The 20,680-nt window shown below is 65.9% G+C and carries 19 protein-coding genes; 6 read left to right on the top strand and 13 right to left on the bottom strand.

All coding sequences use genetic code 11. The features are described 5' to 3' along the window. Positions 1-3 precede the first annotated feature (3 nt). The 7 genes from KHO22_RS10225 to KHO22_RS10195 all read right to left on the bottom strand — a co-directional run bounded on the left by KHO22_RS10225 (position 4) and on the right by KHO22_RS10195 (position 8,812). On the bottom strand, positions 4-1,254 hold the full coding sequence (locus tag KHO22_RS10225; protein WP_211947146.1) for a phenylacetate--CoA ligase family protein: 1,251 nt from the start codon (positions 1,252-1,254) through the stop codon (positions 4-6). Between the two features lie 173 nt (positions 1,255-1,427). After that, complete coding sequence (locus KHO22_RS10220; protein WP_211947018.1) at positions 1,428-2,243, bottom strand: ABC transporter ATP-binding protein; 816 nt, start codon at positions 2,241-2,243, stop codon at positions 1,428-1,430. A 104-nt stretch (positions 2,244-2,347) separates the two neighbouring features. After that, the gene (locus KHO22_RS10215; RefSeq protein WP_211947017.1) at positions 2,348-3,685 is read right to left on the bottom strand and encodes an ABC transporter substrate-binding protein; all 1,338 of its coding nucleotides are present in this window, start codon (positions 3,683-3,685) and stop codon (positions 2,348-2,350) included. Positions 3,686-3,780: 95 nt separating this feature from the next. Further along, positions 3,781-4,857, bottom strand: a complete 1,077-nt coding sequence (locus tag KHO22_RS10210) for a branched-chain amino acid ABC transporter permease (protein WP_211947016.1) — start codon at positions 4,855-4,857, stop codon at positions 3,781-3,783. 26 nt (positions 4,858-4,883) lie between these two features. Further along, the gene (locus tag KHO22_RS10205) at positions 4,884-5,798 is read right to left on the bottom strand and encodes a branched-chain amino acid ABC transporter permease (protein WP_211947015.1); all 915 of its coding nucleotides are present in this window, start codon (positions 5,796-5,798) and stop codon (positions 4,884-4,886) included. A 46-nt stretch (positions 5,799-5,844) separates the two neighbouring features. Continuing rightward, positions 5,845-6,837 carry an ABC transporter ATP-binding protein gene (locus tag KHO22_RS10200; protein ID WP_211947014.1) on the bottom strand — a complete coding sequence of 331 codons (993 nt, stop codon included), beginning with the start codon at positions 6,835-6,837 and terminating at the stop codon, positions 5,845-5,847. Between the two features lie 16 nt (positions 6,838-6,853). After that, a complete protein-coding gene (locus tag KHO22_RS10195) occupies positions 6,854-8,812 on the bottom strand; it encodes an AMP-dependent synthetase/ligase (protein ID WP_211947013.1) in 1,959 nt (652 codons plus the stop codon). 238 nt (positions 8,813-9,050) lie between these two features. Between KHO22_RS10195 and KHO22_RS10190 the strand changes: the two genes are divergently transcribed. From KHO22_RS10190 to KHO22_RS10180, 3 genes are all read left to right on the top strand, one after another. Beyond that, positions 9,051-9,719 carry a Crp/Fnr family transcriptional regulator gene (locus tag KHO22_RS10190; protein WP_211947012.1) on the top strand — a complete coding sequence of 223 codons (669 nt, stop codon included), beginning with the start codon at positions 9,051-9,053 and terminating at the stop codon, positions 9,717-9,719. Positions 9,720-9,723: 4 nt separating this feature from the next. Further along, positions 9,724-10,152: a DUF3293 domain-containing protein gene (locus KHO22_RS10185; RefSeq protein WP_211947011.1), complete on the top strand. Its 429-nt coding sequence runs from the start codon at positions 9,724-9,726 to the stop codon at positions 10,150-10,152. 134 nt (positions 10,153-10,286) lie between these two features. Continuing rightward, positions 10,287-10,886: a DUF2459 domain-containing protein gene (locus KHO22_RS10180; protein WP_230426820.1), complete on the top strand. Its 600-nt coding sequence runs from the start codon at positions 10,287-10,289 to the stop codon at positions 10,884-10,886. A 240-nt stretch (positions 10,887-11,126) separates the two neighbouring features. Here KHO22_RS10180 and KHO22_RS10175 read toward each other — a convergent pair whose 3' ends face one another. From KHO22_RS10175 to icmF, 4 genes are all read right to left on the bottom strand, one after another. Then, positions 11,127-11,507, bottom strand: a complete 381-nt coding sequence (locus KHO22_RS10175; RefSeq protein ID WP_211947009.1) for a hypothetical protein — start codon at positions 11,505-11,507, stop codon at positions 11,127-11,129. A 204-nt stretch (positions 11,508-11,711) separates the two neighbouring features. Beyond that, positions 11,712-12,566, bottom strand: a complete 855-nt coding sequence (locus tag KHO22_RS10170; RefSeq protein WP_211947008.1) for a 3-hydroxybutyryl-CoA dehydrogenase — start codon at positions 12,564-12,566, stop codon at positions 11,712-11,714. Between the two features lie 45 nt (positions 12,567-12,611). After that, positions 12,612-13,049: an HIT family protein gene (locus KHO22_RS10165; RefSeq protein ID WP_211947007.1), complete on the bottom strand. Its 438-nt coding sequence runs from the start codon at positions 13,047-13,049 to the stop codon at positions 12,612-12,614. A 122-nt stretch (positions 13,050-13,171) separates the two neighbouring features. Continuing rightward, positions 13,172-16,453, bottom strand: coding sequence for a fused isobutyryl-CoA mutase/GTPase IcmF (gene icmF, locus KHO22_RS10160; protein ID WP_211947006.1), 3,282 nt, complete (start codon positions 16,451-16,453; stop codon positions 13,172-13,174). Positions 16,454-16,680: 227 nt separating this feature from the next. On the opposite strand from icmF, the gene KHO22_RS10155 reads away from it, so the two are divergent. Continuing rightward, a complete protein-coding gene (locus KHO22_RS10155) occupies positions 16,681-16,959 on the top strand; it encodes a type II toxin-antitoxin system RelE/ParE family toxin (RefSeq protein WP_211947005.1) in 279 nt (92 codons plus the stop codon). Positions 16,960-16,978: 19 nt separating this feature from the next. Beyond that, complete coding sequence (locus tag KHO22_RS10150) at positions 16,979-17,281, top strand: HigA family addiction module antitoxin (protein ID WP_211947004.1); 303 nt, start codon at positions 16,979-16,981, stop codon at positions 17,279-17,281. A 55-nt stretch (positions 17,282-17,336) separates the two neighbouring features. On the opposite strand, the gene KHO22_RS10145 is transcribed toward KHO22_RS10150, so the two are convergent. Then, entirely contained in the window at positions 17,337-17,678 is a 342-nt protein-coding gene (locus KHO22_RS10145; protein WP_211947003.1) for a DUF2917 domain-containing protein, read from the bottom strand. A 140-nt stretch (positions 17,679-17,818) separates the two neighbouring features. Here KHO22_RS10145 and KHO22_RS10140 point away from each other — a divergent pair, with 140 nt between their 5' ends. Continuing rightward, positions 17,819-19,222 carry an aminotransferase-like domain-containing protein gene (locus tag KHO22_RS10140; protein ID WP_211947002.1) on the top strand — a complete coding sequence of 468 codons (1,404 nt, stop codon included), beginning with the start codon at positions 17,819-17,821 and terminating at the stop codon, positions 19,220-19,222. 35 nt (positions 19,223-19,257) lie between these two features. On the opposite strand, the gene KHO22_RS10135 is transcribed toward KHO22_RS10140, so the two are convergent. Continuing rightward, on the bottom strand, positions 19,258-20,655 hold the full coding sequence (locus tag KHO22_RS10135; RefSeq protein ID WP_211947001.1) for a branched-chain amino acid transporter BcaP: 1,398 nt from the start codon (positions 20,653-20,655) through the stop codon (positions 19,258-19,260). Positions 20,656-20,680 lie beyond the last annotated feature (25 nt).

Below are 20,680 nucleotides of genomic sequence, written 5' to 3'. Positions count from 1 at the left end.
CCGCTAGTCGTAGCGGCGCGCGTCCTCGATCACCTTGCCGTCCTGCGGCAGCGACCCCGACGCCACGAAGGCCACCTCGCCGCGCAGGCGCATCACTTCGCGCAGCGACTCCGCCACGGCCTGGCGCAAGCCATCATCGTCGCGCGCGGCATCGCAATGCAGCGTCATCACGTCGGCGCCCATGGTGCCGCTCACGACCAGCCGCGCGGCACGGATCTCCGGATGGCGGCGCAGTACGTCGGCCACCTGGCCCGGATGCACGAACATGCCCTTGACCTTGGTAGTCTGGTCCGCGCGCCCCAGCCAGCCCTTGAGGCGGATATTGGTGCGCCCGCACGGGCTGGCGCGGTGCGAGGAATCCGCGACGATGGCCGACAGGTCGCCGGTGCCGAAGCGGATCAGCGGATAGTCCCCGTTGCCGAGCACCGTGACCACCACCTCGCCGGTCTCGCCTTCCGACATCGGCCGCGTGCCGCCCGGCTCGACGATCTCGACCAGCACGCCTTCGTCCACCACCCAGCCGTCGCCGCCTTCGGTTTCATAGGCGATCAGGCCGACATCGGCCGTGCCGTACATCTGCTGCACGCGGATGCCGCGCTCCTGGAACCAGCCGCGCAGCGAAGGCGGCAGCGCCTCGCCCGAGACCAGCGCCTTGGACAGGCTGCGGCAGGGCGTGCCCATTTCCGCGCCGCGTTCCAGCAGCAGCTTCAGGAAGGACGGCGTGCCCGCGTAGGCGGATGGCTGCAGGCTGGCCAGCGCCTGTACCTGCGACTCGGTCTGTCCGACGCCTGCCGGGAACACGCAGCAGCCCAGCTTGTGCGCGCCGGTTTCCATCATCATGCCGGCCGGCGTGAAGTGGTAGGAGAAGGTGTTGTAGACCAGCTCGCCCGAGCGGAAGCCGGCCGCGAACATGGCGCGCGCGATGCGCCACCAGTCGGCATCGTGGCCGTCCGGTTCGTGGATCGGGCCCGGCGACTGGAAGATATGGCGCAGGCCGCCGATCGGCGTGGCATTGAGTCCGCCCAGCGGCGGCATGGCCTTCTGCCGCGCGCTCAGGTCCGACTTGCGCGTCACCGGCAATGCGGCCAGCGCGTCGCGCGACGTCAGCGCGGCCGGGTCCACGTCGCGCAGCGCCTCGGCAAAGTATGGCGCGTGCGTCCTGGCATGGGCGACCTGGCGCGAGAGCGCGGCGAGCAGCGCCTGCTCGCGGATTTCCGGCGCACGGGTTTCGAGCGAATCGAAGTATTCGGGCATGGTCAGGGTTGCCGTGAGTGGCAAGTGTCTGTTTTCATGGTCAGGCGCATCCGAGAAGGATGCAGAGACCGTCGCGAGCGGGCCGTAGCGGGTCCGAGAAGCGCAGCCGTACATCGGTACGGCGAGCATCGCAGGGCCCGATACGGTTCGCGCAGCAGGTCTATGCGCCCTTCTCAGGCGAGCCAGCGTTTACGCCTGCGGTAGCTCTTCACGTCCCGGAACGACTTGCGCGCCGCGCCGTCGGCGTCGTTGGCGGCCACGCCAAGGTAGAACTCCTTGACGTCCTCGTTGGTGCGCAGCGACTCGGCGTCGCCATCCATCACCACGCGGCCGTTCTCCAGGATGTAGCCGTAGTCGGCATAGCGCAGCGCCACCATGGTGTTCTGCTCGGCCAGCAGGAAGCTCACCTTCTCGCGCGTGTTCAGGTCGCGCACGATCTCGAAGATCTCCTCGACGATCTGCGGCGCCAGGCCCATCGACGGTTCGTCCAGCAGGATCATGGCGGGCTTGGCCATCATGGCCCGGCCGATCGCGCACATCTGCTGCTCGCCGCCCGAGGTGTAGCCCGCCTGCGACTTGCGGCGCGTCTTCAGGCGCGGGAAGTAGTCGTAGATCTTTTCCAGCTCGTCCCGCGTCTCGCCACGCGACAGGCCGCGCGTATAGGCGCCTGTCAGCAGGTTTTCCTCGATGGTGAGGTGGGCAAAGCAGTGCCGGCCCTCCATCACCTGGATCACGCCGCGCCTGACGAGGTCGTTCGGTGTGAGCTGGTCGACGCGGTCGCCGCGGTATTCGACCGAGCCCTTGGTGACATCGCCGCGCTCCGCGTGCAGCAGGTTGGAGATGGCCTTGAGCGTGGTGGTCTTGCCCGCGCCGTTGGCCCCCAGCAGGGCCACGATCTTGCCCTCCGGCACTTCGAGCGACACGCCCTTGAGCACCAGGATCACGTGATCGTAGATGACTTCGATGTTGTTGACGCAGAGGAGGGTCATGGTACGGCTCGTATTGGCGTTGCGATAACTCGGGACTTCGCGTTCCATCTGGTTGCCTCCCCTCCCTCGGGGGAGAGGAGGCAACCGTCAGGATGCGTTCAGCATCACGACTTCATGCACCCCGGCGTGATCCCCTTCTCCTTCGCGTACTGCGCCGCGGTCGCCTTGAACAGCGGGTGGATCAGGTTCTTGTTGCCTTCGATCCAGTCGGACACGACCACCCACTTGGTGCCGTCCCACTGCTGGATCTTCACCTTGCCCGAACCTTCATGGTTCTCGCAGCTGGTCTTGATCTCCGGCAGCAAGCCGGTCGCTCCAAGCTGCTGCAGGCGCGCGTTGGTCAGGTTCAGGTTCTCGAAGGCCCAGCGCATCTGGTCGCCGCTCATCGGCTTGCCCTTGCCGAACTTCTCCTGCGCCACGCGGACGGCTTCAACCGTCACCACGGCCGCGGAAACGCCGCGGTTGTAGAGCACCGAGCCGACCTTGTTCTTGTCCTGCATATTGCCCTTGCCCGGGCCGTACACCACCTTGTCGATATCGGCGATCAGCGGCACGCCGCGGCCCGCCACGTTCCAGGTGGCGCTCATATAGCCCTTGGCGGCTTCGCCGGCCGGCACGGTGTCCTCTTCCGAGCCTGCCCACCACGAGCCGATCATCTTGTCACGCGGGAAGCCCACCTTCTGCGCCGCCTTCAGCGCGGTCTGGTTCATCACGCCCCAGCCCCAGAAGATCACGTAGTCAGGGTTCTCCTGGCGGATCTTCAGCCACTGCGCGCCTTGCTCGTTGCCCGGGTGCGCCACCGGGATCTCCACCAGGTTGAACTTGCCGAGCCTGGCTTCAGCCTGCAGCGCGACGATCGGCTCCTTGCCATAGGCCGAGTCGTGGTACAGGTAGACGATCTTCTTGCCGGCGAGCGAGCCGCCATTCTTGGTCGCCAGGTACTTCACGATGGCCGACACCTGCATCTGGTAGGTCGTCACCAGCGGGAAGGCATAGGGGAACACCGAGCCATCCACCGCATCGGTGCGGCCGTAGCCCATCATCACCAGCGGCACCTTGTCGGCGGCGGTCTTGTCGACCAGCGCGTACGAGATGCCCGTCGACATCGAGTGATAGGCGGTTCCCTTGGTGGTGGCGTTCTTCGCCTTCAGGCGCTCATAGCACTCCACACCCTTGGCGTTGTTGTATTCCGTCTCGCACTCTTCCCAGCTCAGCTTGACGCCATTGACGCCACCGTCCTTCAGGTTGACGTAGTTCAGGTAGTCGACGAAGCCGCCATACCAGGACTGCCCGTTGGCGCCATACGGGCCGACGCGGTAGCTCGGCAGTGCCACGAACTGTTCGTTGGTCTGCGCCAGCGCCGTTGCGGCCGGCGCCATCAGCGCGGCCGCGGCGCTCGCGGCCAGCACGGCACGCTGCACATTGCGAATCAGGGTTGTCATGACAGTCTCCTTCACCTTGGCAGGTGCGTTTGTTATGGGGTACCCGTTTGATGGAACGCTACGTCGGAAAGCAGGGAATGCAGCAGGGAATACGGTCAGTGCGGGAACGGCCACAGCCTCAGCTTCTCCTTGGCGATCTGCCACAGCCGCGCCAGCCCGTGCGGCTCCACGATCAGGAAGAAGATGATCAGCCCGCCGAACACCATGAGCTGGATATGCGACACCGTGGCATTCGTGAACGGCAGGTGCAGCAGCGATGCCAGCGGCGGCAGCACGTTGTCCAGGAAGATCGGCAGCAGCAGGATGAACGCCGCGCCCAGGAACGAGCCCAGGATGCTGCCCACGCCGCCGATGATGATCATGAACAGCACGCGGAACGACAGGTCCAGCGAGAAGCCGTCGGGCTCCACCGAGCCCAGGTAGCAGAACGCGTACAGCGCGCCGGCCACGCCGCAGTAGAACGAGCTGACAGCAAAGGCCAGCAGCTTGGTGCGCATCAGCGGAATGCCGATCACCTCGGCCGCCACGTCCATGTCGCGCACCGACATCCACGCACGGCCGGTGGCCGAGCGCACCAGGTTCTTGGCGATGAACGCCAGCACCGTGACGAGCGCCAGCACGAACAGGTACTTCTTCACCGGCGTGTCGATGGCGATGCCGAACAGGTCCAGCCGCTGCGCCGTGATCACGCCCGACGAACTGTTGTTGGAGAACCAGGGGAACTTGGTCAGCGCCCACACCACGAAGAACTGCGCGGCGAGCGTGGCCACCGCCAGGTAGAAGCCCTTGATTCGCAGCGACGGCAGGCCGAACGCCACGCCCACCATCGCGGCGGACAGGCCCGCAAGGATGAACGTCAGCAGCACCGGCATGCCTTCCACGCGCAGCTGGAAGTTGTAGGCCGCGTAGGCGCCCACCGCCATGAAGGCCGCCGTGCCCAGTGAAAGCTGCCCGGCGTAGCCGGTCAGGATGTTCAGGCCCAGCGCCGCAAGCGCGAAGATCAGGAACGGGATCAGGATGGCCGAGAACCAGTATTCCGAGCCAACGAACGGAATCACCAGGAAGGCGACCGCCATCAGCACCGCAAAGCCGATGCGGTCCTGGCGGATGGGGAAGATCTGGCTGTCGGCGACGTAGCTCGTCTTGAACTGGCCGGCTTCACGATAGAACATGGAAAGTCTCCTGGAGCGAAGTCGGTTCAGACGCGGTCGATATGCTTCTCGCCGAACAGGCCTTCGGGCCTGACCAGCAGGAACAGCAGCGCGAACACATACGGGAACCAGCCTTCGATACCGCCGAAGTTGCCGCCGAACGCCGACTGGAACACCGGGGGGATGTAGATCTCGGCGAGCTTCTCCGAGGCACCGATGATCAGCCCGCCGACGATGGCGCCCGGCACCGAAGTGAAGCCGCCAAGGATCAGCACCGGCAGCGCCTTCAGCGCGGTCAGCGTCAGCGCGAACTGCACGCCATTGCGCGAGCCCCACAGCATGCCGGCCACCAGCGCGACGAAGCCCGCCACGCCCCACACGATCGCCCAGATGTGCTGCAGCGGAATGCCCAGCGACAGCGCGGCCTGGTGGTCGTCGGCCACCGCGCGCAGGGCGCGGCCCACCTTGGTGTACTGGAAGAACAGCGCGAGCGAACCGACCAGCACGCCGGCAATCGCCGCCGCCGCGATGTCGAACTTGGAGAGGACGATATTGAAGTTGGTGAGGATCGACTCGATCGGCTCGTCGACGATGCCGAGGTTGATCGGACGCACTTCATTGCCGAACAGCAGCGGCCCCAGGCCCTCCAGGAAGAACGACAGGCCGATGGTGGCCATGAACAGCGTGATGGGCGGCTGGTTGACCAGCTTGCGCAGCACGAAGCGCTCGGTGCTCATGCCGACCAGGATCATCACGACGAAGGCGCCGATCACGGCGGCCCACATCGGCAGGCCCTTGTCCATCAGGCCCACCACGGCCAGCGCGGCGAAGTAGACCATCGCGCCCTGCGCAAAGTTGAACACGCCCGAGGCCTTGTAGATCAGCACGAAGCCCAGCGCCACCAGCGAGTACATCAGGCCCGACAGCAGGCCGCCGAGCAGGATTTCAATAAAGAACGTCATGGCTGCGTTCCGGTGGATTCGGTTGAATGGAGAGCCGTACGCGGGCTCAGTGCGACGTGCCCAGGTAGGCCTTGATCACGTCCGGATTGGCCTTGACCTCTTCCGGCGTGCCGTCGCCGATCTTCTTGCCGTAGTCCAGCACCACCACGCGGTCCGAGATATCCATCACCACGCCCATGTCGTGCTCGATCAGCACGATAGTGGTGCCGAACTGCCGGTTCACGTCCAGGATGAAGCGGCACATGTCCTGCTTCTCTTCCACGTTCATGCCGGCCATCGGTTCGTCCAGCAGCAGCATCGACGGCTCGGCCGCGAGCGCGCGCGCCAGCTCCACGCGCTTCTGCAGGCCGTACGGCAGGCGCCCGACCGGCGTCTTGCGGATCGACTGGATCTCGAGGAAATCGATCACCTCCTCGACCTTCTGCCGGTGCCGCATCTCTTCATTGCGCGCCGGGCCCCACCACAGCGCGTGGGCGAGGATGCCGGTGCGGAACTGCGTGTTGCGGCCGGTCATGATGTTGTCGAGCACGGTCATGCCCTTGAACAGCGCGATGTTCTGGAACGTGCGCGCAATGCCCTGGCGCGCGGCGGCGGTCGGGTGCATCTGGCGGCGCTCTTCGCCGCGGAACACGATGCGTCCCTGCTGCGGGTGGTACACGCCGTTGATGACGTTCAGCATCGAACTCTTGCCCGCGCCGTTGGGGCCGATGATGGCGCGGATCTCGTGCTCGCACACATCGAACGAAATATCGGTCAGCGCCTTCACGCCGCCGAACGACAGCGAGATGTGCTGCAGGTCCAGAATCACCTCGCCGCCGGTGCGCGCCTGCTCATGCGTCTGCTGCGACTGCCGCGTGCCGGTCTGCAGGCCGGCATCGGCCAGCGGCACGCCGGGCGCCATCGGGCCGGCCGGCGCAATGGCGCCGCCGCCCGGAATGGCTCCCGACGCATCCGTGCGCGCCATGCCGTTCCATTCGGGTTGTCCGCCGCGCTGCCCTGCGGGCGCGCGGTCCGATCCTTGCCAGGCCACTTGCGTCATGCTCTTGCTCCCCTGCTCACGCCGCACGTGCCGACGGCGGCAGGCGTTTGGCATCCACCAGCTTCAGCGTGGCCGACACGCTGCCCTCGCGTCCGTCTTCGAACTTGACGCGCGTCTCGATGAACTGCTCGGTCTTGCCCGCATACAGCGCATCGACCAGCACGCCGTACTTTTCCGCGATGAAGCCGCGCCGCACCTTGCGCGTGCGCGTCAGCTCGTCGTCGTCCGGGTCCAGCTCCTTGTGCAGGATCAGGAAGCGCGACACTTGCGAGCCGGCCAGCATGGCATCGTTGGCGAGATCGGCGTTCACCTGGTCCACGCATTCGCCGATCATCGCGATCACGTCGGGCTGGGCTGCCAGGTCGACGTAGCCGGCGTACGGCAGGTGGCGGCGCTCGGCCCAGTTGCCCACCGCATCGAAGTCGATATTGATGAAGGCGCAGACCTGGTCGCGACCGGTGCCGAAGGCCACGGCTTCCTTGATGTACGGGAAGAACTTGAGCTTGTTCTCGATGTACTTGGGCGCGAACATCGATCCATCGGCCAGCTTGCCCACATCCTTGGCGCGGTCGATGATCTTGAGATGCCCGTCGGCATCGATCACGCCGGCGTCGCCGGTCATGAAGTAGCCCTCGTCGTTGATGGCCTCGCGCGTGGCGTCGTCGCGCTTGTAGTAGGACTTGAGCAGGCCCACGCCGCGCACCAGCACCTCGCCGTTCTCGGCGATGCGGATTTCCATGCCGGGCGCCGCCGGGCCCACGGAGTCGAACTTGACCTGCCCGTCCGGCTGCAGGCAGACATAGGCGCAGGTTTCGGTCTGGCCATAGAACTGCTTGAGGTTCACGCCGATCGAGCGGTAGAAGCGGAACAGGTCCGGGCCGATCGCCTCGCCGGCGGTATAGCCCACGCGGATGCGGCTCATGCCGAGCACGTTGCGCAGCGGGCCGTAGACCAGCAACTCGCCGGCGGCATAGCGCAGGCGGTCGGCGAGGCCCACGGGCTTGCCGTCGAGAATGTCGGCGCCGCAGCGGCGCGCCACGTCCATGGCCCAGTGGAACAGCTTGCGCTTGACCCAGCCCGCGTCTTCCATGCGGATCATCACCTGCGTCAGCAGGCCTTCGTAGATGCGCGGCGGTGCGAAGTAGTAGGTCGGACCGATCTCGCGCAGGTCCGTCATGACGGTCTCGCGCGATTCCGGGCAGTTCACGGTGAAGCCCGCCACCAGGGCCTGCGCGTAAGAGAACAGGTTGTCGCCGACCCATGCCATCGGCAGGTAGGACAGTACATCGTCCTGCGCCGTCAGGCCGTCGAAGCCGCACCCGTTCTGCGCCGAGCCGATCAGGCCGCGGTGCGCGTGGCACACGCCCTTGGGCTTGCCGGTGGTGCCCGACGTATAGAGGATGATGGCGGTGTCTTCGGGCTCGCCCGCGGCAATCGCCTCATCGTAAAAGCCGGGATGCGCCTGGTCATATTCGCGGCCGATCTCCTGCAGGCGCGCGTACGACATCAGTGAAGGATGGTCATAGTCGCGCAGGCCGCGCGGATCCTCGTAGATGACGTGGCGCACGCTGCGGCCCGATTCGGCGAGCTGCGCTTCGACTTCGAGCAGCTTGTCCACCTGCTCCTGGTCTTCGACGATGGCGAAGTCGATCTCCGCATCGTTGAGCACGTAGACCATTTCATTGGCAATGGCGTCCTGGTACAGCGGCACCGGCACGCCGCCAAGCGCCTGGGCCGCGGTCATGGCCCAGTACAGGCGTGGACGGTTGTCGCCCACCACCGCCAGGTTCATGCCGCGCGTGAATCCCAGTGCTGCGAGGCCGCATGCCAGCGCCCTGACCTCCTGCGCTGCCTGTGCCCAGCTGTATGTCTGCCAGATGCCGAGATCCTTTTCGCGATACGCCGGATGCGCCGGCCGTTGCCGGGCGTGCTCCAGCAGCAATCGCGGAAAGGTCGTCGCCGACGATTCCTGCATGGCTGTCTCCTGTCCCTCCGCCGTGGGGATCCACGCGCGGTGTCAAGCGCCGGTCCGGGTCGTTATACTTGGCCTGTTTTGCCTGGCGGCTGTCATGCCGCAGCGCATCAAGCCCGTCGTGCCTTGTGTTGTGGCACTTGCCGGCTCCGTAGTGATCGTAAGATAGCCGATGCCCTCCCCCCGGGTTGTCACGCCGGTGACAATTCCGGGTTAATCCCTACAGGATCCTTTCCAGGCCATGCTGAACGATTTCGTCGACCGCTGCGTATGGGCCGCGGACCTCAGTCCGGAGCAGCGTGAACGCGTGCGCCGCGCGATGTTCGTGCGCGAGTACACGCAGGGCGACTACGTCTGTCACAAGGGTGACATGGCCGAGCACTGGCTGGGCGTGCTCGAAGGCATCGTCAAGATCACTACCGTGTCGCCGTCGGGCAAGTCCGTCACCTTCACCGGCGTGCCGACCGGCGGCTGGTTCGGCGAAGGCGCGGTGCTCAAGTCGGAGATCCGCAAGTACGACGTGATGGCGCTGCGCCGCTCGACCATCGCCTTCCTGCCGCGCGAGACTTTTCAGTGGTTGCTGGATACCAGCCTGCCGTTCACGCGCTTCCTGCTCACGCAGTTCAACGAGCGGCTTGGCCAGTTCATCGCCGCGGTGGAGTACGAGCGCCTGCTCGACATCGACTCGCGCGTGGCACGTGCGGTGTCGTCGCTGTTCAATGAGCATCTCTATCCGGGCATCGGCAACACGCTCGAGATCTCGCAGGAAGAGATCGGCCTGCTCGCCGGCATTTCGCGCCAGCGCGCCAACCAGGCGCTCAAGGTGCTCGAACAGCAGGGCCTGGTGCGCGTGGACTACGGCGTGATCCAGGTGCTGGACCTTGACGGGCTGCGCCAGTACGGCGAGTGACACCATGCCGGCGCGCACCGCGATCGACGACGCCACGCTGCGGGCCTATCGCGAGACCGAATACTGCGTCCATGGCGACGCGCCGCTGATACTGAAGATCGACCAGTCCAGCGCACCGCTGGCCGCCTTGCATGCACGCCTGCGTGTGGCATCGAGCGCGTTCATCACGGCGGCGAATCCGTTCAGCCAGCCCTGCGATGCCGCGCGCAACGATGCGCGGCAACAGGCGCTGGCCGATGAGCTCGCGCGGCTCGGCTTTGCGGCCATCCCGGGTACAGGCCAGCATCCGGACAACGGCTGGCCCGGCGAGCCGAGCTTCCTGGTTCCCGGTATATCGCTCGACGCCGCCAGCGCGCTCGGCACCAAGCACGGCCAGAACGCCATCGTCTGGAGCGGTGCCGATGCCGTGCCGCGGCTGATCCTGTTGCGCTGAACGTGCGCCGCGCCGTCCTTTCCGCTGTCCCTTCCGCCGTCCCTTCAGCCGTCCCTTCAGCCAGCCGGACCCTGACCTGCACCCTGGCGATGGTGGCAGCCGCATGCGCCCCGCTGCCGCCGGCGCCGTCCGGCATGCCCGCCGTCCCGGTTGCGGCCAGCATCGACGTCGTGGCACGCGACTGGCACACCGATGTCTGCCTGCGCAGCGAGGATGCGGACGCGGAGGTCCGCCGCCTGGCCAGCGGGTTCGACGACGTGCGCTATCTCTGTTTCGGCTTCGGCGACCGCTCCTACGTGGTACGGCGCAAGCATGACGTGGTCACCATGCTGCTGGCGCTGGTGCCGGGGCGCGGCGTGGTACTGCTGAGCGCCCTGCGCGCGCCACCGGCCGCGGCGTTCGGCGCCGGCAATGTGGTCAGCCTGGCGGTCAGCCAGGCCGGACTGGAAGGATTGCGTGCGTACCTGCGCAACGCTGTGCAGCGGGATGGGGAGAATGGCCCCGTGCACCTTGGCGATGGCCCCTATGAAGGCGGCGCCTACCTGCCGGCGACAGCCGCCTACAGCCTGCTCTACACGTGCAATACCTGGACCGCCGACGCGTTGCGCCACGCCGGGCTGCCACTGGCTCCGGTCGCGGTCTTCGCGGACGACATCATGATGCAGGTCAGGCGGATCGCCGCAGAGCAGGCGGGCGCGGGGCTGACGCCCCGAAGACTACCGGATGGTCAGTAGCAGCCGCCCTGCGGACAGGTGACCGTAGTACCGGACGACGGTCTCGCCCCGGCATTGTTGGCCGGAGGATTGGGATCGCTGCTACTGACCGAGACACAGCCAGTGAGCGACAGGGTCAGAAGCAGGACAGCCAGACAGGATCTTTGCATTGCCGTCTCCGGTGGTGGATCCGCATTTCAGAGTCACTTCAGAGTTATAGCTGAAACGGCACCAAAAGCTGTCCCTGCGATCACACCGGCATCAATCGTCGTCATGACCGTGGTGGCGATGGCCGTGGCCATCACCGTGACCATGACCATGACCGCGGCCGTACCACTCGTTGCGACCGTACCAGCGCCGGCCATCCCAATAGCGGTCACCATGCCAGCCGATCACGACGGCCGGTGCCACCACCACCGGCGCCGGGCCATAGACCACGGGCGGCGGCCCGTAAACAACAGGCGGCGGCGCCACATAGACCGGCGGAGGCGGAGGAGGCGCCACATAGACCGGGGCCGGAGCCACATACACGGGCGCGGGCACCCCGATACTCACGCCGACATCAACACGTGCCATGGCTGGACTGACCACTGCCAGCGACAATGCGCCGAGCGCCAGGGCAGAAAGAACGGGGCGGATCATGAGGTTCCTCTTGTTTCTTCGATGCATGATTCACTCTAACGCTAGAGCCGCGTAAACGGCGACAGGGAATTGTTTCGGCAGTTAAAGCCATGTAAGCGGCTTTCACGGCGCAAAGCCGGACCACCGCCAAAAAAGAAACCGGCCGCCTCGCTGGCGGCCGGCGATTGCTGCACACCGCGCTGCCGCGCGGAGAGCATTGGCGTCTTACTTGCTGTAGACGTACACGCCACGGCCGGTCTTGCGGCCCAGGTAGCCCGCGGCCACCATCTCGCGCATCAGCATGGCCGGGCGGTACTTCGGATCGGCAAATTCGGTGTACAGCACTTCCATGACGGCCAGCATGGTGTCCAGGCCGATCATGTCGGCCAGCGCCAGCGGCCCGATCGGGTGGTTGCAGCCGAGCTTCATGCCTTCGTCGATTTCTTCCGGCGAGGCCAGGCCTTCGCCCAGCACGCAGAAGGCCTCGTTGATCATCGGGCACAGGATGCGGTTGACTACGAAGCCCGGGCTGTTCTTCACCGTGATCGGGTACTTGCCCAGTTCCCTGGCCAGCGCCTCGACGTCGGCGTGGGCGGCGTCGCTGGTCTGCAGGCCGCGGATCAGTTCCACCAGCGCCATCACCGGCACCGGGTTGAAGAAGTGCATGCCGATGAAGCGGTCGGGACGGCTGGTCACGGCGGCCAGCTTGGTGATCGAGATCGACGAGGTGTTCGAGGCGATGATCACGTTCTCGCCGACGATGCCGTCGATCTGCTTGAGGATCTTGACCTTCAGGTCATAGTTCTCGGTGGCGGCCTCGATCACGATGTCGGCCTTCTTCAGGTCTTCATACGCGGTGGAGCCGTGGATGCGCGCGAGCGCGGCGGCCTTGTCGGCCTCGCTGATCTTGTCCTTCTTGATCAGGCGGTCCAGGCTGCCGGCAACGGCGGCAACGCCCTTCTGCACCGCTGCGTCACTGATGTCCACCATCACCACGTCCAGGCCCACCACCGCGCAGGCCTGCGCGATGCCGTTGCCCATGGTGCCGGCACCCACGATGCCCACTGTCCTGATTGCCATCTCTTCTTCCTCGTTGCTGGTTATATATTCGTTCTTCGCGGACGCTCAGGCTGCCTGTTCGCGCAGCGCGGCGATGACGCGCTCCGCGTGGGCCTTGAGCAGATCCGGATTCTGCATGTCGCGCGCGTGGCCGCGCAGCGTCTGGTCCGAATAGCGCGGCACGATATGGAAATGCACGTGCGGAACGGTCTGGCCGGCCGCGGCGCCATTGAACTGGCCGATGGACAACCCGTCCGGATTGAACGCCTGGCGCACCGCGCGCGCGACGCGCTGCGTGGTGCGGATCGCGGCCTCGGCGCCGGCTTCGGACAGGTCGAACAGGTTGACCGCGGCTTCCTTCGGCACTACCAGGGTATGGCCGTCGGATTGCGGCATGATGTCCATGAAGGCGATGGTTTCGGCATCTTCATAGACCTTGTTGCACGGAATTTCCCCGCGCAGGATCTTCGCAAAAACGTTGTTCGTGTCGTACTGGCTGTTCATGGTCGGGTGCAGCGGTCGTTCCGGAATCCGGCGGAGCCTTCGAGTTTAACGCACGGGGGCGGCCGTGGCCGTGACAGCCCCCCGCCGCCCCCGGATTCAGGGCTGTTTTCCTGCCTTTTGTTTCACATATTGCGGCGGTACTGGCCTCCGACCTCGAACAGCGCGTGCGAAATCTGCCCCAGAGAGCACACGCGCACCGCATCCATCAGCACCGCAAACACATTCTGGTTGTCGATCACGGCCTGGCGCAGCCGCTGCAGCATGGCGGGCGCCGCGTCGGCATGCGCCTGCTGGAACGCGGCCAGGCGGTCGAGCTGGCTCTGCTTCTCGGCTTCGCTGGAGCGCGCCAGTTCCAGCTTCTGCGGAAGCGGGTCGCCGTCCGGATTGCGGAATGTGTTCACGCCGATGATGGGCAGCGTGCCGTCGTGCTTGAGCTGCTCGTAGTACAGCGACTCCTCCTGGATCTTGCCGCGCTGGTAGCCGGTCTCCATCGCGCCGAGCACGCCGCCGCGCTCGGCAATGCGCTCGAACTCCTGCAGCACGGCCTCTTCCACGAGGTCGGTCAGCTCCTCGACCAGAAAGCTGCCCTGGTTGGGGTTCTCGCATTTGGCCACGCCCCATTCGCGGTTGATGATCAGCTGGATCGCCAGCGCGCGGCGCACCGATTCGCCGGTGGGCGTGGTGATGGCCTCGTCGTACGCGTTGGTGTGGAGCGAGTTGCAGTTGTCGTAGATCGCTATCAGTGCCTGCAGCGTGGTGCGGATGTCGTTGAAGTCGATCTCCTGCGCGTGCAGCGAGCGGCCCGAGGTCTGGATGTGGTACTTGAGCTTCTGGCTGCGCTCGTTGGCGCCGTACTTGTCGCGCATCGTCACCGCCCAGATGCGGCGTGCCACGCGGCCGAGCACGCTGTATTCCGGGTCCATGCCGTTCGAAAAGAAGAACGACAGGTTGGGCGCGAAGTCGTCGATATGCATGCCGCGCGCCAGGTACGCCTCGACATAGGTGAAGCCGTTGGCCAGCGTGAAGGCGAGCTGCGAGATCGGGTTCGCGCCGGCCTCGGCGATGTGGTAGCCCGAGATCGACACCGAGTAGAAGTTGCGCACCTGGTGGTGCACGAAGTACTCGGCGATGTCGCCCATCACCTTGAGCGAGAACTCGGTCGAGAAGATGCAGGTGTTCTGGCCCTGGTCTTCCTTGAGGATGTCGGCCTGCACCGTGCCGCGCACGTTCTGCAGCACCCACGCGCGGATCTTGGCCTCTTCGTCGGCGCTCGGCTCGCGGCCGTTGTCCGCGCGGAACTTGTCGAGGTTTTGGTCGATGGCGGTGTTCATGAACATCGCCAGGATGGTCGGCGCCGGGCCGTTGATCGTCATCGACACCGAGGTGCCCGGGCTGGTCAGGTCGAAGCCGTCATACAGCACCTTCATGTCGTCGAGCGTGGCGATCGACACGCCGGAATTGCCGACCTTGCCGTAGATGTCCGGGCGCACGTGCGGATCTTCGCCATACAGCGTGACCGAGTCGAATGCGGTCGAGAGCCGCTTGGCTTCCATGCCTTCCGACACCAGCTTGAAGCGCCGGTTGGTGCGGAAGGCATCGCCTTCGCCGGCAAACATGCGCGTGGGGTCTTCGTTCTCGCGCTTGAACGCGAACACGCCGGCGGTGTATGGGAAGCTGCCGGGCACGTTCTCGCGCATCAGCCACTTCAACACCTCGCCATCATCCTCGAAGCGCGGCAGCACCACCTTGCGCACCTTGGTGCCCGACAGCGTAGTGGTCACGAGCCGCGTGCGCAGTTCCCTGTCGCGGATCTTCACTACGTAGTCGTCGCCGCTGTACGCCTGCTGCATCTGCGGCCACATGGCCAGCAGCTTGCGCTCCAGCGCGCCGAGCGCCGCGTCGCGCTCGGCGGCGAGATTGTCCAGCGCAGCGACGCCTTCGCCCTGCGCTTGCGCAAGCATGCGGCTCGACGCGCGCAGTTGCTGGCGCTCGCGCGCAATGCGGCTCTGTTCCGCCACGCGCCGATGATAGCCGCGCAGCGTGTCGGCCAGTTCCGCCAGATAGCGGCTGCGCTGCGGCGGCACGATGACGTTCTGCCCCGTGGAAATGCGGCCGGTCAGCGCCGGCAGCGTGCCCGCCTGCAACTTCAGTCCCTTTGCGGCCAGCGCCTCGCGCAGCCCCTGGTACAGCATGGTCACGCCGTCGTCGTTGAAGCGCGATGCCTGCGTGCCGTACACGGGCATGTCCTCGGGCTTGCCATGCCATTGCTCGCGGTTGCGCTGCACCTGCTTGGCCACGTCGCGCCACGCATCCTGCGCGCCCTTGCGGTCGAACTTGTTGATGGCGACGAAGTCGGCGAAGTCGAGCATGTCGATCTTCTCGAGCTGGCTCGCGGCGCCGAACTCCGGCGTCATCACGTAGAGCGACAGGTCCGCGTGCGGCACGATGGCCGCATCACCCTGGCCGATGCCCGAAGTCTCGACCACGACAAGATCGAACCCGGCCACCTTGCAGGCGGCGATGACATCGGGGAGCGCCTGCGAGATCTCGCTGCCCGCTTCGCGCGTGGCCAGCGAGCGCATGAAGATGTTCGGGTGGTTGATCGCGTTCATGCGGATGCGGTCGCCGAGCAGCGCGCCGCCGGATTTGCGCCGCGACGGGTCGATCGAGATCACCGCGATGCGCAGCGTATCCCGCTGGTCCAGCCGGATGCGGCGGATCAGCTCGTCGGTCAGCGACGACTTGCCTGCGCCGCCGGTGCCGGTAATGCCGAGCACGGGCACCGTGGCCTTGTCCGCCTGCACGTGCAGGTCCGCCACCAGCGCCGGATCCGCTTTGCCGTTCTCCAGCGCGGTGATGAGCTGCGCCAGCGCGCGGCGGTCGCCGGAAGCCACCGGGTCCAGCGTCGTCGGTGCGTAGCGGCTCAGGTCGATGTCGCAGCGCTGCACCATGTCGGCAATCATGCCGGCCAGGCCCATGCGCTGGCCGTCCTCGGGGCTGTAGATGCGTGCCACGCCGTAGGCCTGCAGCTCGCGGATCTCGTCCGGCACGATCACGCCGCCACCGCCGCCGAATACCTGCACCTGCGCGCCGCCCTTCTCGCGCAGCAGGTCCACCATGTACTTGAAGTACTCGACGTGGCCGCCCTGGTAGCTGGAAATGGCAATGCCCTGCGCGTCCTCTTGCAGGGCCGCGGTCACCACTTCATCGACCGAGCGGTTGTGGCCGAGGTGGATGACCTCGCAGCCGTGGGATTGCAGGATGCGCCGCATGATGTTGATCGACGCGTCGTGGCCGTCGAACAGCGCAGCCGCCGTGACGAAACGCACCTTGTTGACGGGGCCACGCCCCTGGGCCTGGGGCGCGTCGCGACGGACATCGCGCACATCGGAAAGGTCGGTCATGGTCTCCACCGCTGGCTGTGATTGGCTGGCGGCCGCTTGCCAGCCTGATGCGCCGATCTGATGCCGGCTTGGCCGTGCGTGCGGACTGCCCCCGTTGCGGCGGAGGCCTGTCGATTATATGACGTTAACGTTAACGTAAGGCAAGTCAGCTACCGTACGAGGCAAGCCAATCACTTCATTGCCTCTATTAACGTCTTGCGTTAATAACGCGATACGTTATCATACACATGATCACGTCGTTCAATTGCCGTGACACTGCCCTGCTTTTCGCGGGCACCCGGGTCGCACGGTTCGCGAACATCGAGCGGGCCGCCATCCGGAAACTGCAGCAAATCCATGCGGCCGATAGTCCGAGCTTCCTCCGCGTCCCGCCGAACAACCGGCTGGAGGCGCTCAGGGGCGACCGGGCAGGCCAGTTCAGCATACGGATCAACGACCAATGGCGCATCTGCTTCCGGTTCGCCGACGGCAACGCAAGCGACGTCGAGATTGTCGACTATCACTAAGCATTGAAAGGAGCAGGCAATGGCTCGCGAAGTTCCTCTGGCCACCCCGGGCGAGATCCTCCAGGCGGATTGGCTCGAACCGCTCGGCCTATCCCAGTACGCCCTGGCAAAGGCCATCGATGTGCCGCCGCGTCGCATCAACGAGATCGTCAAGGGCGAACGCGCGATCACCGCAGACACCGCGGTGCGCCTCGCGGCCTTCTTCGGCACTGATGCGCAAAGCTGGATGAACCTGCAGACCTACTACGACACCGAAATGGCGAAAGAAAAGATCGGTGCCGCCAAGCTGGCGGAAATCAAGCGGCACTCGGTCGCAGCCTGAGCTGCAGAATGGAAAAGGCCGCCCAAGGGCGGCCTTCGCTCCGCGGAAGGCGCCATCACCGCACGCCCAGGCGCGGGCATTCCCCGAACGCATCGGTCTTCCACTCGCCCCAGCGGTGCGCCAGCACGCGCAGCCAGGCGGCCAGCCGCCGCCATGACAGCGGTGCCGACACCGCGGACAGGGCAAAGCGCGCCGGGCCGCCCTCGCCCGACAGCCAGAAGCGCTCGCCCTCGGCCAGCGCAAAGACCTCGCCCGGCTGCAGCCAGAAGTCGGCCACGCAGCCTTCCACCGTGACCCATACCCGGCCCTCGATCACCTTCACGCTTTGCCCGTAGCCCGCGCGCAGGCTCACCGGCTGCTCCGGCTCATCCAGTTCAAACACCCGCAGTTCACGCATGTCGCCACTCCTCGTCAGCCCGGCGGCACCTATCTCCGCCATGCTTCCATTATTCGCATCAGCGACTAGAATCCCATGTACAGTTGCGAACAGTTTTTGATGAACTGTTCAGTAGTTTTTCCTGACAGTTCGACACCACCATGAAGCTGATCATTGACCACTCCACGGGCATTCCCCTGACCGAGCAGATCATCCAGGGCGTGAAGGCATGGATCAGTTCCAGCGAGGCTCGCCCCGGCGCACGGCTGCCATCGATCCGGCAACTGGCGACCAACCACGGCATCAGCCGCTTCCCGGTGATCGAAGCCTATGACCGGCTGGTGTCGCAGGGGCTGCTGGATTCGCGCCAGGGCTCCGGCTTTTACGTGGCGGAGAGCCCGCTCGCCAGCCGGGCAACGCGTGGCTGGTCCGACCCCAGCCTGGCCGAGGACCTGTCCGGCCACATCCTGGAGCAGTTCAACCACCCCAGCAGCACGCTCAAGCTGGCCGGCGGCTTCGTGCCCGAGACCTGGCGCGACGTGGAAGGGCTGACGCAGGCCGTCCGCGCCGTCTCGCGCAACGAGATCGACAGCGTGATCCACTACGCCACGCCGCTGGGCCACCCCGAGCTGCGCAGGCAGGTGCTTCACCGCGTACGGCAGCTCGGCATCGCGGCGGAGCTGCCGCAGGTATTGATCACCACCGGTGCCAGCCAGGCGCTGGACCTGGTCGTGCGGCACCTGCTCAAGCCTGGCGATACCGTGTTCGTGGAAGACCCGGGCTACTACAACCTGTTCGGCCTGCTGCGCCTGCATGGCGTGCAGCTGGTGGGGGTGCCGCATACACCTTCCGGCCCGGATCCGGATGCCACGGAAGCGCTGCTGCGCGAGCACAAGCCGAAGCTCTTCTTCACCAACAGCGTGCTGCAGAACCCGACTGGCTCCACGCTGGCGCCGCCGGTCGCCTTCCGTTTGCTGGAACTGGCCCGCAGGCACGGCTTCCGCTTTGTCGAGGACGACATCTTCTCGGACTTCCAGACGCATTTCACCGACCGGCTCGCGACACTGGACCAGCTGGAACATGTGATCTACATCAGCGGGTTTTCCAAGACGGTGTCGGCGTCGCTGCGCGTCGGCTACCTGGTCGCGGACAAGGCGCTGGTGAAAGACCTGGTGGATGTGAAGGTACTGACCAGCATAGCCGGCTCGCACTTTGCCGAGGCGGTCATCGCCACGCTGCTGGAGCGCGGCGGCTATCGCAAGTATGTGGAGCGGCTGCGCCTGCGCGTGCGCGAGTCATCGGCCAATGCCGTGCGGCAGCTGACGGCATGTGGATGGGAGGTGTTCTGCGAACCGGCGGGCGGCAATTTCCTGTGGGCGCGCCCGCCGGGGGTAGAGGATTCGCGCGAGCTGGTCACGCTGGGCGAACAGTTCGGCGTGACGCTGGCGCCGGGCAACTACTTCCGGCCGGGCGGCGAAACCTCGGCATGGATTCGCGTCAACACCGCCTATGTCAACGAGCCCCGCGCCGTGGCCTTCCTGCGTGAGGCCGCCTCGCGCGGGTAAGCGGGGATTGAGCGGGGACGGCCGGCGCCTGCGCTTCAGCCGCCGTGGTTGTGCAGCACGGCGTTGCGCCTTGCATAGAGGAAATAGATCGCGAGGCCGATCGCCAGCCACACCAGGAATGCCATCCACGTCAGTGCCTGCAGGTGTGCCATCAGGAACAGGCAGAAGCCCGCGGACAGCAGCGGCACCACGGGCACGCCAGGGCAACGGAACGCGCGCGGCAGGTCCGGGCGCGTGCGGCGCAGCACCAGCACGGCGATCGAGATCAGCGTGAAGGCCGCGAGCGTGCCGATATTGATCAGCTCGGCCAGCACATTGAGTGGCACGAAGCCGGCAATCACGGCGAACACGATGCCCACGGTCCACGTGGCGAAGTACGGCGTGGCATGCACGGGGTGCACCGACGAGAGCCGCTCGGGCAGCAGCCCGTCACGCGACATCGCGAAGATGATGCGGGTCTGGCCGTAGGTCATCACCAGGATCACCGTGGTCATGCCGAGGATGGCACCCAGGTCGACAAAGCCCGCGACCCAGTTCTGCCCGGCGAATTGCAGCGCCAGCGACACCGGATGGTCCACGCCCGCGAACTTGGCGAAGGGCACGATGCCCGTCATGATCGCGGCCACCACCACGTACAGCACCGTGCAGACCGCCAGCGAGCCAATGATGCCGACGGGCAGGTCGCGGCTCGGGTTGCGCACTTCCTCGGCCGCCGAGGTCACGGCGTCGAAACCGATGAACGCAAAGAACACCAGCGCGGCCGCATTGAACACGCCGCTCATGCCGAACGGCGCGAACGGCTGCCAGTTCACCGGCTTCACGTGCCACACGCCCACGGCAATGAACAGCAGCACCACGCTGATCTTGATCGCCACCATCACGTTGTTCAGCCGCGTCGATTCCTTCACGCCGTACGAGACCACCCACGTGATCGCCAGCATGATCAGCATGGCCGGCAGGTTCACCATGGTCCCGACGCCAGGCACCGCGCCCGGCGCCGCCGTGAGCGCCGCCGGCAGTTTCAGCCCGAAGCCGGCCACGAGCGACTGGAAGTAGCCCGACCAGCCCACCGACACCGCCGACGTGGCCAGCCCGTATTCGAGCAGCAGGTCCCAGCCGATCATCCACGCGATGATCTCGCCAAGCGTGGCATAGCTGTAGGTATAGATCGATCCCGATACGGGAATGGCGGACGCGAACTCGGCATAGCACAGCGCGGCAAACCCGCACGCCATGGCGGCGATCACGAACGACACCGTCAGCGCGGGCCCGGCGGTCAGCGCGCCGGTGCCGGTCAGCACGAAGATGCCGGTGCCGATGATGGCGCCGATGCCCATCATGACAAGATCGATCGGGCCGAGCACCTTCTTCAGGCCGTCGTCATGCGCCACGGCGAGCATGGCGTCGATATTCTTGGTGCGGAACAGACTCATCAGAACAACTCCCGCGAATGCCGTC

It is taken from the genome of Cupriavidus yeoncheonensis (assembly GCF_905397275.1).
Taxonomy (GTDB): Bacteria; Pseudomonadota; Gammaproteobacteria; order Burkholderiales; family Burkholderiaceae; genus Cupriavidus; species Cupriavidus yeoncheonensis.
This window is presented reverse-complemented; position numbering and strand designations above follow the sequence as displayed.